The organism is Pseudomonas aeruginosa (assembly GCF_001457615.1).
Lineage (GTDB): Bacteria > Pseudomonadota > Gammaproteobacteria > Pseudomonadales > Pseudomonadaceae > Pseudomonas > Pseudomonas aeruginosa.
In genome coordinates, this window is sequence record NZ_LN831024.1 from 3,375,425 (window position 1) to 3,389,580 (window position 14,156).

Consider the following 14,156-nt stretch of genomic DNA (forward strand, 5'->3'; position numbering starts at 1 on the left):
GCGTCCTTGTTCCAGCCTCTCTCTAGCGAGGGCGCCCCCGGCGCCCGGTTCAGACCCGCACCAGCGGCGGCGCGGTGGATTCGCGCAGGACCAGCGCCGGCGCCACCACCCGCCGCTGCATCGGCTCCTCGCGCTCGGCGATGCGTTGCAGCAGCAATTGCGCAGCGATCTCGCCAAGCAGGCGGATCGACTGGCCCACGGTGGTCAAGGCGGGAAACACGAAGCGGCTCAGCTCGATATCGTCGAAGCCGATCACCGACAGTTCGTGCGGCACCCTGATATTCAGCTCGGCCGCGGCGCGCAGCACGCCGATGCCGATCATGTCGTTGCCGGCGACGATCGCCGTCGGTCGCTCGCCCTCGCCGCCCAGCAGGCCGAGCGCCGCGTGGTAGCCGCCGGGGCTGCTGAACTCGCTTTCCAGCAGCCACTGCGGGCGCACCTCCAGGCCGGCCTTGGCCATCGCCCGCCGGTAGCCCTCGACCCGCAGCGTCGAAACCTTGGTCGACAGCGGCCCGCCGATGCAGGCGATGTCGCGATGGCCCAGTTCGAGCAGGTGGCGGGTCGCCAGGTAGGCGCCCATCTCATGGTCGATCTGCACCCGGTCAGCTTCCACGCCTTCCACCTCGCGGTCGACGATCACGGTCGGCGTGCGCATGTTCGCCAGTCCCTTGGCCAGCGCGCCGTCGCCGCCGGCGGACGCCAGGACCAGGCCGTCGATACGTTTCTCCTGGAGCACGCGCAGGTAGTTGGCCTGCTTCTGCGGGTTGTCGTCGGAGTTGCAGAGGATCACGCAGTAACCGTTGCGCTCGCAGCAATCCTCGATGCCGCGCGACAGCTCGGCGAAATACGGGTTGGTACTGTTCGGCACCAGCAGGCCGATGATCGAGGTGGTGCGCACCTTCAGCGAGCGCGCCACCGCGCTGGGCACGTAGTGCAGCTGCGCGATGGCGTCCTCGACCTTCTTGCGCACCGCGTCGCTGACCGGCCGCGTCCTGTTCACCACATGCGATACGGTGGTGAAGGAAACCCCCGCCATCGCCGCCACGTCCTTCATTGTCGCCATCGTTCAGCCCTGTCTGCGGGCGCGATGGCTGCGGTAGGTATCCAGCACCACCGCTACCACGATCACCGCCCCGGTAATGATTCGTTTGGTCGGCTCCGACGCACCGATCTGCGCCAGCCCCGCCGCCAATACGGAAATGATCAGCACGCCGAAGAAGGTGCTGACCACCGAACCTCGCCCGCCCATCAGGCTGGTGCCGCCGATCACCACCGCGGCGATGACCTGGAGTTCCAGGCCGACCCCGGCGTTGGGATCGGCCGCTTCCAGACGCGAGATCTGGAACAGCGCGGCCAACCCGGCGAGCAGCCCCATCAGGGCGAATACTGCAATCTTATAGGGTTTCGGGTTCACACCGGCCAATCGCACCGCTTCTTCGTTGGTACCGATGCCGATCAGGTAGCGGCCGAACACCGTGCGGGTGAGCACCGCCTGGGCGGCGAACATCACCAGCAGGGCGATCACGAAGGCCGGCGAGATGCCGAACGCCAGCGGATTGGACAGCCAGGCATAGGCGTCGCCGATATAGGCCGTGCGCGAGTCGGTCATCTGGTAGGCCAGCCCACGGGCCATCTCCAGCACCCCGAGGGACACGATGAACGAGGGAATCCGCCAGGCCACCGTGATCGAACCGGTGACGCAGCCGGCCAGGGTCGCGCAGGCCATCCCGAGCATCGCCGCCGGCAGCACGCCCCAGCCCCAGCCGAGCGTCGCCAGGCTTACCGCCGAGGCCGCCAGGGCCAGCACCGAACCCACCGAGAGATCGATGCCGCCGACGATCAGGATGAAGGTCATGCCCACCGCCAGCACCACCAGGTCGGGGATCTGGTTGGCGATGGCGAGGAAGGTGCCATAGCTGAGGAAGTGGCTGCTCAGCGCCGAGAACAGCGCGATCATCGCCAGCAGCGCGCCGGCCAGGCCGAGGTAGGTGCCCAGGCCGAAATAGTTGCCGCGTCGCAGGGTTGGCGCTGCGGCGGCGGTAGCGGAAGACGTCGGGTCGCTCATTTCTGGTTCCTTGCGTTGCGTGTTCACGACGTCGCCAGCAGCGCGTCGCGTTTCTTGTAACCGGCGAAGGCCGCCGCCAGCAGCGCGTCCTGGGTCCAGGCGTCGCGCTCGAAGGTGTTCACCATACGTCCCGCCGAGAGCACGCCGATGCGATCGCAGATCAGCATCAGCTCGCGCAGGTCGCTGGACACCACCACCAGCGCCTTGCCCCGGCGGGTCAGTTCGGCGAGCAAGGCATAGATGTCGAACTTGGCGCCGACGTCGATGCCACGGGTCGGCTCGTCGAACAGCAGCACCTGGCAGTCGCGCTCCAGCCAGCGGCCGATCACCACCTTCTGCTGGTTGCCGCCGGACAGTTCGCCCACCGCCTGCGCGGTGTCCGCGCAGCGCACCCGCAGCGCCTCCACCTGACGCCGCGCCAGGGCTTCCTCGCGGCGCCGGTCGATCACCCCGTGGCGCGCCAGCGCCGGCAGGTTGCCCAGGGCCAGGTTGGCGCTGATCGACTGGTCCAGCAGCAGGCCCTCGCCCTTGCGGTCCTCGGTGATCAGCGCCACCCCCTGGCGCACCGAGTCGGCCGGCGAACGCAGGCTCAGGCGCTGCGGCGGATCGCCGAGCAGGACCTGCCCACCGTCGGCGCGGTCGGCGCCGTAGATCAGGCGCAACAATTCGGTGCGCCCGGAGCCGATCAGTCCGGAAATGCCGAAGATCTCCCCCGCGCGCACCTCGAACGACACCTCATGCACCTTGCCGCGCCGGCTCAACCGCTCCACCCGCAGCAACGGCGCGCCGATCTGCCGTGTACCCAGGTCGAAGCGCTCGCCCAGCTCGCGGCCGACCATCAGGGTCACCAGTTGGTCGGCGTCGTAGCGCTCGATCGGCTCGACGCAGACCAGGTGGCCATCGCGCAACACCGAGATGCGCTGCGAAATCCGCGCCAGTTCCTCCAGTCGATGGGAGATGTAGACGATCGCCACGCCGCGTTCGCGCAGCCGCTCGACCTGCTCGAAGAGCATGTCCACTTCGCGCGCGGTAAGCATCGCCGTGGGTTCGTCGAGGATCAGCAAACGGCAGTCGCCGATCAGGTTGCGGGCGATCTCGACCATCTGCTGGTGGCCGATGCCGAGGTCGCCGACCAGCGTGTCGGGATCGATCGCCTCCAGGCCGACCTGGGCCATCGCCTCGCGGGCCGCCGCGCGCAGGCGCCGACGGTCGATCCAGCCGGCGCGCCGGGGCAGGTCGTGGAGGAACAGGTTCTCCGCCACCGACAGGGTCGGCAGCAGGTTCAGTTCCTGCATCACCATGCGCACGCCCAGCGCCTCGGCCTCGCGGCGGCTAGCGGGGGCGTAGGGCCGGCCGAGGAGCTCCAGGCTGCCGGCGCCGGGACGTTCCAGGCCGCCGACGATCTTCGACAAGGTGCTCTTGCCGGCACCGTTCTCGCCGGTCAGGGCCAGCACCTCGCCGCCGAACAATTGCAGGTCGATCTCCGCCAGCACCGGCTGCGCGTAGGTCTTGCCGACCCCGCGGATGCTCAGCAGCGGCAATGCGTCGCTAGACATGGGAAGGCTCCATCGGACGGCTCAGGGCGCGGTCACCAACTCGACAGGCGTCTCGACCACGCCGTCCTTCTCATGTTCCGGGGTTTGCCCGGCGAGCAGCTTGAGCGCGGTCTGGATACCGAACACCGCCTGCTTCGCGGCGAACTGGTCGGCAGTGGCCAGTACCCGGCCATCCTTGAGCATCGGCTTGATCGCCTGGATATTGTCGTAGCCGACCACCTTCACCTGCCCGGCGCGGCCCGCCGCGCGCACCGCCGATACCGCGCCGAGGGCCATGCTGTCGTTGCCGGCGAGCAGCGCCTTGAGGTCCGGATGCTCGTTGAGCATCGCCGAAGCCACCGCGTTGCCCTTCTCGATTTCCCAGTTGCCCGACTGCAAGGAGACGATCTTCATCCCCGCCGCGTCCATCGCATCCCTGAAGCCGGCGGTGCGCTGCTGGGCATTGGTGGTCGTGGAGACCCCTTCGATGATGCCGACCTCGTCGCCGGCCTTCAGTCGCTTCGCCAGGTACTCGCCGACCAGCCGCGCGCCCTTGCGGTTGTCGGGCCCGACGAAGGGCACGCCGATCTTCTTCGCCTGCAGCACCTGCGGGTCGAAGCGGTTGTCGATGTTGACCACCACGATGCCGGCGTCCAGCGCTTTCTTCACCACCGGCACCAGCGCCTTGGAATCGGCCGGCGCGATCACCAGTGCGTCGACCCCGGAAACGATCATCTGCTCGACGATGCGGATCTGGCTGGAGGTATCGGTCTCGTCCTTGATGCCGTTGGAAACCAGTTCGAACCGGTCGGCATGCTCCTTCTGGTAGGCCTTGGCGCCGTCCTCCATGGTCAGGAAGAACTCGTTCGCCAGCGACTTCATCACCAGCGCGATCCTGGGCTTCTCGGGAGTTTCCGCGTGGACGGCGGACAGGGGCAGGAACGAGGAACAGGCAGTCAGCACAACGGCAGCCAACAGGCGCCGGGAAGCGACCCGCTTCATGGTGTATCCTCCAGCTTTTCTTATCGTTGTATTGAGGCTTTTCCAGGAGATTATCCAGACGCAAACGTTTGCGCTAGGTGAATATGCGTCTATCTGACAGATTCTGTCAATCGCCACGAGCAACTGTCGCGAACCGGTCGGGATCGGTTGGATTCTAGTTCGCTACGGCTGGGAAACGCAGGATATTTTGCCTGGCTGGCAGATCTCCCGCCGCCCACTCAGCGCAACCGGTGCTTGTGCAACAGGCGGTAGAAGGTCGGCCGCGAGACCCCGAGCATCCGCGCGGCCACGCTGAGGTTGTCGCCGTAACGGGCCAGCGCGTCGCACATCGCCTGGCGCTCGGCGCAGAGCTTGTAGACCTCCAGGCTGGACAACGGCGGGCCGTCGCCGCGCGCGCATTCCAGGCCGAGGTCCTGGGCCTCGATCTGCCGCCCCTCCGCCAGGACCAACCCGCGACGCACCCGGTTGGCCAGTTCGCGGACGTTGCCCGGCCAGGCGTGCATCGCCATCGCCGCCAGCGCGTCCTCGCTGAAGCGGCGCGGGCGGCGGCCGGTCTCCAGGCTGTAGAGCCGGGAGAAATGATTGGCCAGCAGCGGCAGGTCCTCGCTCCGTTCGCGCAACGGCGCGGTGCCGACCTGCAGGACGTTGAGCCGGTAGTAGAGATCCTCGCGGAACGTCCCGGCATCGATCGCCGCCTCCAGGTCGACATGGGTCGCCGCCAGCACCCGCACGTCCACCTCGACCGGCCGGCTACCGCCGACCCGCTCGATCTGCTGTTCCTGGAGAAAGCGCAACAGGTTGGCCTGCAACTCCAGCGGCAGGTCGCCGATCTCGTCGAGGAACAGGGTGCCGCCGTCGGCCGCCTCGATCCGCCCGACCTTGCGCTGGTGCGCGCCGGTGAAGGCGCCCTTCTCGTGGCCGAACAGCTCGGACTGGATCAGGTGCTCGGGAATCGCCCCGCAGTTGATCGCGACGAACGGCCTGTCCGCGCGCCGCGACTGCCGGTGCAGGGTACGCGCGACCAGTTCCTTGCCGGTGCCGCTCTCGCCCCGGATCAGTACCGGCGAGTCGGTCGGCGCCAGCTTCGCCAGCAGCCGGCGCAGGTCGCGTACGGCCAGGCTCTCGCCGAGCAGTTCGTGCTCGCCCTCGGCATCGCCGGGCACCGTGCCGCGCCCGCGCAGGCGGGCCATGCCAAAGGCGCGGCCGAGGGTCACCTGCACCCGCGCCATGTCGAACGGCAAGGTATGGAAGTCGAAGAACCATTCGCAGACGAAATCGCCGACGCCATTCACCGGCAGGGTGTCCGGGCTGAGCACGGCGATCCACTCGGTGCCGCTGCGGCTGATCAGGTCCTTCACCGTCTCCGGCCGCTCCAGGTGGAACGGCCGCAGGCGCAGCAGGCCGACGTCGCAGGCGCGTTCGCGCGCCGTTTCCAGCGCGCAGCTGTCCACTGCCCAACCCGCCTCGCGAAGTCCCGGCAACAGGCGCCGGCAATCGTCGCACGGGTCCACCACCAGCAGACGGCGGAGGTTCGATGCATCTGGCATGTGTGCTCCTTTGCGGCGCCAATTCTTTGAACCGTCATAAAAACGGCATGTTGGCGCTCTGAAAGGAAAATCTAGCAATTTTTTGACGCGCGAAAGTGAATCTTTGTTTATATCGCCAATGCCGAAATCGTCTTATCAGTCGTAGCCGCGACGCTTGACTTCCAGGCGCCGGACGAACTCCTCCAGGACCAGCTTGTAGAGGTCGTCGCCGAGGTAGACATCTTCCACCCCGCAGTCGATGTTCGGGTTGTCGTTCACCTCGATCACCACCACCTTGTCGCCGGCCTGCTTCAGGTCCACCCCGTAGAGGCCGTCGCCGATCAGATTGGCGGTCTTCACCGCCAGCTCCACCACCTTGCGCGGCGCCTCGTGCACGGGCATGGTGCGGAAATCGCCGCTGACCTCCTCGGCGTCCGGGCTGTGGTCGTAGATCTGCCAGTGGCCCTTGGACATGAAGTACTGGCAGGCGAAGATCGGCTTGCGGTTGAGCACGCCGATACGCCAGTCGTACTCGGTATAGAAGAACTCCTGGGCAAGGATCAGCACCGAGCGCTCGAACAGCTCGGCGCTGGCCGCCAGCAACTGCTCCTGGTCCTCCACCTTGATCACCCCGCGCGAGAAGCTGCCGTCGGGAATCTTCAGCACTAGCGGGAAGCCCAGGCGCTCGCCGACCTTCTCCAGTTCCTGCGGGTTCTCCTTGTAGAGAATCTCGGTGGCCGGCATGCCCAGCTTGTGGCTGCGCAGCAGGTCGGCCAGGTACACCTTGTTGGTGCAGCGCAGGATCGACACCGGGTCGTCCATCACCACCAACCCTTCGCTCTCGGCCTTCTTGGCGAAACGGTAGGTGTGATCGGCGACATTGGTGGTCTCGCGGATGAACAGCGCGTCGTACTCGGCGATCCGCGAATAGTCCTTGCGCTCGATCAGGTCGACGTCGATGCCGAGGCTGCGGCCGACCCGCACGAAGTTCTTCAGCGCCTTGGCGTCGGAGGGCGGGAACGCCTCGCCGGGGTCGTGGAGGATCGCCAGGTCGTAGCGGAACGGCTTGCGCGAACGCGGCTTGCGCCAGATCTGCCGACTGAAGCTGTCCAGGGCGTTGGCGAAGAGGTCTTCCTGGTCCTCGCGCAGCTTGTGGATGGCGCCGGGCTTGATGCCCTCGATGTGCCAGGTGCGGTTGCGCTTGAACTCCACCAGCAGCAACGGGCAGGGAAACGCCTCGAACAGTTGTCGCGCCAGGTCCTGCAGCGGCTCGATATCGGTACGGCCGAAATACAGGGTCAGGGTGAAACCATCGGTGCTGCCGTAGGGGTGCGCGGCCAGGGCCTTGTCCAGGGTGCGATCCAGATCTTCCAGGACCAGGCTGTACAGCGACTTCCTGGCCAGCTCGCTGATGGTCCGCACCGAGGGGATCACCTTGTGCCCGCGCGCCTCGGCGAGCAGCGAGCAGTAGTAGCCATGGCGCAGGTACTTGTAGTGCCGGCACAGGTTGATCACCTGGACCCGCTTGCCAGTGTCGTCGTCGATGGGCAGTTCCAGGTATTCCTGGGCGGTGACCACATCCTCGCTGGGGTAATAGGACGTCCAGTCTTCCTTGCGTTCCACGATGATGAACAGCTTGCTCACGACACCTCCCGGGGTGACAGCGAAACCACGGCGCATTCGGAACCGGCTTGCCGGCGCACGCATCCCGGCCAATACTCGGCGGGAATCCCTTGCGAAACCGCTCTATGGCGCCTGCCAGCAAACCGAAGCGTACAGCACCCATTACAGCACGCCCGCGCGGAAGTTCCCGCCCGCGGCCGTGGAGACCGCTATGAACCTGACCCTCCGCCCGGCCGGTGTGGACGACCTGTCCGCCCTGGTCGAGCTGGAAAACCGCTGCTTCGACTACGATCGCCTGTCCCGCCGCAACTTCCAGTGGATGCTCACCCGCGCCCACGCCAGCCTGACGGTAGCCGAGGGCGACGGCGGCGTGCTCGGCTACGCCCTGGTGCTGTTCCACGAAGGCACCTCGCTGGCCCGCCTCTACTCCATCGCCATCGACCCGCGCGCCCGCGGCATCGGCCTCGGCCAGAAGCTGCTGGAAGCCGCCGAGCAGGCCGCGCGGGACAACGACCGCGCCTACATGCGCCTGGAAGTGCGCCCGGACAACCGTGGCGCCATCGCCCTCTACGAGCGCAACGGCTACCGTCCCTTCGCCACCGTGCGCGACTACTACGAGGACCACAGCGAAGCGCTGCGCTTCGAGAAACGCATCCGCAACCCCGGCCACGACCAGCGCCGCCACGTGCCCTTCTACCGGCAGACCACCGATTTCACCTGCGGCCCGGCCTGCCTGCTGATGGCCATGGGCGCACTGCAACCGGAACGCCAGTTGACCCGCAGCGAGGAACTGCGCCTGTGGCGCGAGGCGACCACCATCTACATGACCGCCGGGCACGGCGGCTGTAGCCCCCAGGGCCTGGCGCTGGCCGCCTGGCGGCGCGGCTTCCGGGTCAAGCTGGTACTGTCCGCCGGCGGCCCGCTGTTCCTCGACGGCGTACGCAACGAAGACAAGAAGGCAGTGATGCGCCTGGTCCACGAGGACTTCTGCGAGGAACTGGACGCCTCGGGCGTCGAGCAGAAGCGCTCGGCCAGGCTCGACATCCCGCGTCAGCTGGCCAGGGGCGGCCAGCCGCTGGTGCTGATCAGCAGCTACCGCCTGACCCGCTCCAAGGCCCCGCACTGGGTGCTGGTCACCCACTACGACGAGGACTTCGTCTACCTCCACGATCCCGACGTCGACCACAGCCAGCACCGCCAGCCGCTGGATTGCCAGCACATCCCGGTAAGCCACGCCGAGTTCGACAAGATGAGCCGCTTCGGCCGCAGCAAGCTGCGCGCGGCGGTGATCCTGTTCAACCCGGAATGATCCGCATCGCCCCGCCCTGCGGCGGGGAGATGTTCTCGCCTATCAATCAATTCCATCGATAGTGGCTAGTGAGACTATCCATTTTTCATTCGCCAACGCCGATGTTTACATAGTCGCCAGATCCCCGAATAACCAGAACGGAACTGGAGACGACACCATGAGCTACTCCGCCAAATCCTTCTCGGCCCTGATCAATGCCATGCGCGCCGACGGCATCACCCGCCTGGAACAACTGGCCCGCCAGCCCTTCCGCAACGCCCAGGGCTTCTGGAGCGCGGAGGCGAAGAAATGAAAGCCCTGCTCGACCGCCGTACCGATCCCACCTGGATGCTCTACGCCGCAATCATCGCCTGGCTGGCCTTCTCCGGTCTCTGACCGGCAGGCCACCGGCGCCTCGCCCTGCCGTTCCACAACGCTCCGGCGTCCGCCTTTCTCCGGTGAAATACCGAGCTTTCGTCGCCAACATCGCCAGGCGAGGCCTGCGCAAACGTTTCACCCGTTCGCTGTCAAGAAAACCTTGTCAAAAAAGCTGATAGCAGCTTGCCAATATGCCAACGCCTTGGCATAACGGTGCCCAAAAAAGGCCTACAAGGACGTTCCTGATGCGCACCGTGAAAAAGGCTCTGCTGGTTGTCGGCGTGATCGTGCTGGCGGTCGTCGGGGTGGTGGTCTACTACGTCGCCAATCCCAACCTGCCCCACTACCAGGCGCCGAGCGAGGTACGCTACCTGCCGCAATGGCAGGACGAGGCCCGCCAGCGCTTCTACTACACGCCCCAGGGCACCCTGGTGAAGGGCCTGCACTACGACTGGTTCACCGCCCTCGAACTGCCCTTCTCCGAAGAACCCTTCGCCGCCCCCGAATACCTCGCCCGCTTCGGCTTCCTCGTCGATCCGCAGCAGAAGGCCAGCGACCTCAACCCCGGCAACCTGCCGGTGGGCTTCAGCCAGCACCGCGACGAGAAGACCGGCACCCGCTACCTGGACATCACCTGCGCCGCCTGCCACACCGGCGAACTGCGCTACCAGGGCAAGTCGCTGCGCATCGACGGCGGCGCCGCCATGCACTCCATCGCCGCCACCGTGCCGACCCTGCGCGGCGGCGCCTTCGGCCAGGCGCTCGGCGCGAGCATGGCCGCCACCTACTACAACCCGTTCAAGTTCAACCGCTTCGCCAGGAAAGTCCTCGGCGAACGCTACGAACAGGACAAGTCGCAACTGCGCGCCGACTTCAAGGCCGTACTCGACACCCTCCTGCGCACCGCCTGGAACGACACCCGCCGCCACCTCTACCCCACCGAGGAAGGCCCCGGCCGCACCGACGCCTTCGGGCGCATCGCCAACAGCGTCTTCGGCGATGCCATCGACCCGGGCAACTACCGCGTCGCCAACGCCCCGGTGAGCTATCCGCAGGTCTGGGACATCTGGAAATTCGACTGGGTGCAATGGAACGGCTCGGCCATGCAGCCGATGGCGCGCAATATCGGCGAGGCCCTCGGCGTCGGCGCGCGCCTGCAGATCTTCGACGAGCACGGCCAGCCGCTGCAGGGCGAGCAGCGCTACGCCTCCAGCGTACGCCTGCACGACCTGCACGCCCTGGAAGAAACCCTGCAACAACTGAAACCACCGACCTGGCCGGAAGACCTCTTCGGCCGCATCGACCTGCAACGCGCCTCCCAGGGCCGCGCCCTGTTCGAAGCCAACTGCGCCTTCTGCCATGCGCCCAAGGTGCAACCGGCGGAATACGCCGCCCCCGGACGCAATCCCGAGTGGCGCATGCACATGGTGCCGACCGAGGTGATCGGCACCGATCCGACCACCGCCGACAACATCGCCGACCACCGCTACGACCTGCGCAAGCTCGGCTGGAGCGTCGACGAACTGGCGCGGATGAACGTCCAACTGATCGGCGCCGATCCGCAGCAACTCGACCTCTCGCAACTGTCCTCGGCCAAGGGCCTGGCCTACATCACCGCCTTCGTCGAGCAGCGCGCCTACCGGGACGCCGGCATCCCGCCGGAACAGCAGAAGACCATGAACGGCTTCGACCTGCCGATCGGCGTACAGGAACTGCGCGCCTACAAGGCCCGCCCGCTGGACGGCGTCTGGGCGACCCCGCCGTTCCTGCACAACGGCTCGGTGCCCAACCTGTTCCAACTGCTCTCCCCGGCCGCCGAACGCTCGCCGCAGTTCTACGTCGGCACCTTCGAATTCGATCCGAAATTCGTTGGATTCCGCACCGAGAAATTCCCCGGCGGCTTCCTCCTCGACACCCGTCTCACCGGCAACCGCAACAGCGGCCACGAATTCCGCGACGGCTGCCGGCAGAACGGCGTGATCGGCCGCGCCCTCAGCCCGGAAGAACGCTGGGCGCTGGTGGAATACCTGAAGGTGCTCGGCAACCCCGAATTCGAGCGCCGCCTGGTCCCGGCCCAGACCCCACCCTGGCCGCCCGGCCCGAAATGCCCGGCGCCGGAGCAACGGACCGCGCAACGCTGAACCTGGGAAATGGAGAAGCGCGAGGCATGGCGCCGCCGCCCCTCTCCACCCCGAGCAGCCCCTCTCCCTTCAGGGGGGACGCCTGGCCAGAGGACGGGGAGAAGCAATCGTGGCGCACTCCCCGCCCAAGAAGAATAAAAGCCCACAGCCAACGCACACCACCAAGGACACCCACTCCATGCGCGCACTCCTCACCCACGCCTGGCTGTTCCTCGGCAAATGGCTCGGCCGCCTGCTCCTCCTGCTGCTGGCCGTCGGCCTCGGCGGCTGGGCCATCGGCAGCCTCTACTACGCCTGGAAATTCTCCGGCCCGGTGTCCGCGGAAGAGCAGATCGCCCCGGACGAAGCCCGCATCACCCAGGCGATCATCCAGGACGCCATCCGCGTGGTCGAACAGCACCGCGACAACACCCGCGTCCTGCGCGATGCCCACGCCAAGGCCCACGGCTGCGTGAAGGCCGAATTCAAGGTACGCGCCGACCTCGACCCAACCCTGCGTCGCGGCGTGTTCGCCGAAGCGGGCAAGAGCTGGAACGCCTGGGTGCGCTTCTCCAATGGCAACGCCTACCCGCAGTTCGACAGCAAGAACGACGCGCGCGGCATGGCCATCAAGCTGCTCGACGTGCCCGGCGAAAAACTCCTGCCCGGCCGCGGCCATGACGGCGAGCAGGACTTCGTCATGTTCAACCAGCCGGTGTTCTTCATCCGCGACATCGCCGAATACCGGCAGAACTTCGCCGCCCAGGCCGACGGCAAGAAAGCCCTGGCCTTCTTCCCCAACTGGAACCCCGCCAGTTGGGAACTGCGCCACCTGCTGATCGCCCTGCGCACCCTCGCCCCCGCCCCGGACAGCCCGCTGCACGCCGGCTACAACGGCATCTCGCCGTACAAGCTGGGCGAACACAACATCAAGTTCCGCGTCGTCCCCGCCCCGGAGAAGTGCCCGGCCTACCAGCTACCGAAGCAGAACCAGGACCTGCCCAACTTCCTCCGCGCCGCCCTGTACCAGCAACTCTCCATCGACCGCACCCCCGCCTGCTACGCCTTCCAGGTGCAGCGCCAGGACCCGGCCAAGTACATGCCCATCGAAGACACCAGCGTCGAATGGAAGGAGTCGGACGCGCCCTTCGCTACCATAGCCGACATCATTGTGCCAGCTCAGGATTTCGATAGCCGGGAACAGAACCTGTTCTGTGACAACCTTTCGTTCAACCCCTGGCACGCGTTGCCGGAGCATCGGCCGATCGGCGGGATCAACCGGTTGCGGAAGGCGGTTTACGAGGCGGTCAGTGGGTATAGGTTGGGGAGGAATGGGTGAGGGATTGGGTGGAAGGTAGCTGCGTATGGAGGCTCTTATTGGTATGGATTTCGCCAATCTGGACTGGCAGAAAACGGCCAGAAGCGGTCTCTCACCTATTCACCCAGCAGCTAAAAAACCGCAGGTTTGCGGTACTCGCATGTCCACCTCAACGTCTGCGCCAACCTCCAATTGCTTTGCTGTCTGACAGTCGCCATTCAGATTTCTGCCATTCTGTCTACGATATCAATGGCTTTTTCTTGCCCACTGCTAGCGATCCGGACTAATTTCGGAATGTTCCAAAACGACCAAACAGGGAAAGGACGCAATGACAGTAGCCTCCCCCCAGTTCTGACTCCAAAAAAACAGGTCTAACGGATCGACACTGGAGATTATGCGACACACCATCGCAATGGAGATTGTAATATACCGTATCAATGACAATTTAGGTTATGGGCGAGACTTATGCCAAGTTTTGTTTGGGACAGAGACACAGAGGAAGCGTGGAGTGAACCCTATGAGTATGGTGGGCAGGAGCAGTTCCACCGAGAGGCTTATAAGGTTCTATCGCTAATAAAACTTCACTATGCAGAAAAAGATATGCACTTTGACCGAGATGAAAAAACTCTCGACAAAGCAATCTGGCTAATACAGATAGATGCTTTAGAAGCGCTAATTGATGCCTTGAAATTAACAGAGGAGAAGAGACACCGAATTGCCTCGCGCTTATTTCGTGATGCGGTCGAGACAATGGATATTTCGGCCTACTTTTATTTGGCTGGTGATGAAGCAAGGAAAGATCTCGCCAAATGGTACAATAACGAAGTGATTCCACATAAGGTTTTTAGAGAATTTATAAAAAAGTATGAATGCCAAGATAAAGCTAAAAATTTAAGCAACCTTTATAGCGATCTCAGCAAGTATACACATCGGACATATAGCGCGATAACCAAAAGCTACCTGCTCGGCAGGAATAACAAAATTGCCTATGATGGATTTTCTGAGGCCGGCTTCAGGGTGCTTCCACACGTTATATCCCTTTCGTATGCAATAATCGCAGCATTGATAAAAAGATTTGTCACGATTGCCGAAAACAGCCAGCAAATTGATTCAGCCAAAATTTGCGATATTTGGGCGGCATCATTGGAGCGAGAGACAGTACCGAGACGCTTTGGCCCAAGGCCAGGTCAGGTGCTCAGAAGTGCTCCTATAGCGTTTGACCTGAGGTTGGATGAAGATTAATTGAGTTGTCGCTACTTTTGCTGATGGATTGAGTGTCTGCTTTTGTCCGGTTGTTGCCT

Annotated in this window: 11 protein-coding genes; 5 read left to right on the plus strand and 6 right to left on the minus strand. The window is 64.7% G+C overall.

Annotated features, from left to right (window positions below):
* Positions 1 to 49: 49 nt before the first annotated feature.
* The 6 genes from AT700_RS15395 to AT700_RS15420 form a co-directional block, all read right to left on the minus strand.
* Positions 50 to 1,063, minus strand: coding sequence for a LacI family DNA-binding transcriptional regulator (locus tag AT700_RS15395; protein ID WP_003119158.1), 1,014 nt, complete (start codon positions 1,061 to 1,063; stop codon positions 50 to 52).
* A 3-nt stretch (positions 1,064 to 1,066) separates the two neighbouring features.
* Entirely contained in the window at positions 1,067 to 2,065 is a 999-nt protein-coding gene (locus tag AT700_RS15400; protein WP_003088303.1) for an ABC transporter permease, read from the minus strand.
* Between the two features lie 23 nt (positions 2,066 to 2,088).
* The gene (locus AT700_RS15405; protein ID WP_048521130.1) at positions 2,089 to 3,621 is read right to left on the minus strand and encodes a sugar ABC transporter ATP-binding protein; all 1,533 of its coding nucleotides are present in this window, start codon (positions 3,619 to 3,621) and stop codon (positions 2,089 to 2,091) included.
* 21 nt (positions 3,622 to 3,642) lie between these two features.
* Entirely contained in the window at positions 3,643 to 4,602 is a 960-nt protein-coding gene (locus AT700_RS15410) for a sugar ABC transporter substrate-binding protein (RefSeq protein WP_003088297.1), read from the minus strand.
* A gap of 218 nt (positions 4,603 to 4,820) precedes the next feature.
* Positions 4,821 to 6,149, minus strand: coding sequence for a sigma-54 dependent transcriptional regulator (locus AT700_RS15415; RefSeq protein WP_009876309.1), 1,329 nt, complete (start codon positions 6,147 to 6,149; stop codon positions 4,821 to 4,823).
* A 135-nt stretch (positions 6,150 to 6,284) separates the two neighbouring features.
* Positions 6,285 to 7,772: a RimK family protein gene (locus tag AT700_RS15420; RefSeq protein WP_003088294.1), complete on the minus strand. Its 1,488-nt coding sequence runs from the start codon at positions 7,770 to 7,772 to the stop codon at positions 6,285 to 6,287.
* Between the two features lie 190 nt (positions 7,773 to 7,962).
* Between AT700_RS15420 and AT700_RS15425 the strand changes: the two genes are divergently transcribed.
* From AT700_RS15425 to AT700_RS29575, 5 genes are all read left to right on the plus strand, one after another.
* Positions 7,963 to 9,060, plus strand: a complete 1,098-nt coding sequence (locus tag AT700_RS15425; RefSeq protein WP_048521131.1) for a GNAT family N-acetyltransferase/peptidase C39 family protein — start codon at positions 7,963 to 7,965, stop codon at positions 9,058 to 9,060.
* A 157-nt stretch (positions 9,061 to 9,217) separates the two neighbouring features.
* The gene (locus tag AT700_RS30445; protein ID WP_003088290.1) at positions 9,218 to 9,352 is read left to right on the plus strand and encodes a hypothetical protein; all 135 of its coding nucleotides are present in this window, start codon (positions 9,218 to 9,220) and stop codon (positions 9,350 to 9,352) included.
* A gap of 310 nt (positions 9,353 to 9,662) precedes the next feature.
* Positions 9,663 to 11,558 carry a di-heme-cytochrome C peroxidase gene (locus AT700_RS15430; RefSeq protein WP_048521132.1) on the plus strand — a complete coding sequence of 632 codons (1,896 nt, stop codon included), beginning with the start codon at positions 9,663 to 9,665 and terminating at the stop codon, positions 11,556 to 11,558.
* A 178-nt stretch (positions 11,559 to 11,736) separates the two neighbouring features.
* Positions 11,737 to 12,876, plus strand: a complete 1,140-nt coding sequence (locus tag AT700_RS15435) for a catalase family protein (protein ID WP_003088286.1) — start codon at positions 11,737 to 11,739, stop codon at positions 12,874 to 12,876.
* A gap of 444 nt (positions 12,877 to 13,320) precedes the next feature.
* Positions 13,321 to 14,097, plus strand: a complete 777-nt coding sequence (locus AT700_RS29575) for a hypothetical protein (protein WP_003139802.1) — start codon at positions 13,321 to 13,323, stop codon at positions 14,095 to 14,097.
* Positions 14,098 to 14,156 lie beyond the last annotated feature (59 nt).

Bases quoted from the DNA above. Each gene is read 5' to 3' on its own strand.
- AT700_RS15435 (WP_003088286.1), top strand. From the start codon at position 11,737: ATGCGCGCACTCCTCACCCACGCCTGGCTGTTCCTCGGCAAATGGCTC.
- AT700_RS15415 (WP_009876309.1), bottom strand. From the start codon at position 6,149: ATGCCAGATGCATCGAACCTCCGCCGTCTGCTGGTGGTGGACCCGTGC.
- AT700_RS30445 (WP_003088290.1), top strand. From the start codon at position 9,218: ATGAGCTACTCCGCCAAATCCTTCTCGGCCCTGATCAATGCCATGCGC.
- AT700_RS15405 (WP_048521130.1), bottom strand. From the start codon at position 3,621: ATGTCTAGCGACGCATTGCCGCTGCTGAGCATCCGCGGGGTCGGCAAG.
- AT700_RS15425 (WP_048521131.1), top strand. From the start codon at position 7,963: ATGAACCTGACCCTCCGCCCGGCCGGTGTGGACGACCTGTCCGCCCTG.
- AT700_RS15410 (WP_003088297.1), bottom strand. From the start codon at position 4,602: ATGAAGCGGGTCGCTTCCCGGCGCCTGTTGGCTGCCGTTGTGCTGACT.
- AT700_RS15395 (WP_003119158.1), bottom strand. From the start codon at position 1,063: ATGGCGACAATGAAGGACGTGGCGGCGATGGCGGGGGTTTCCTTCACC.
- AT700_RS15430 (WP_048521132.1), top strand. From the start codon at position 9,663: ATGCGCACCGTGAAAAAGGCTCTGCTGGTTGTCGGCGTGATCGTGCTG.
- AT700_RS15400 (WP_003088303.1), bottom strand. From the start codon at position 2,065: ATGAGCGACCCGACGTCTTCCGCTACCGCCGCCGCAGCGCCAACCCTG.
- AT700_RS29575 (WP_003139802.1), top strand. From the start codon at position 13,321: ATGCCAAGTTTTGTTTGGGACAGAGACACAGAGGAAGCGTGGAGTGAA.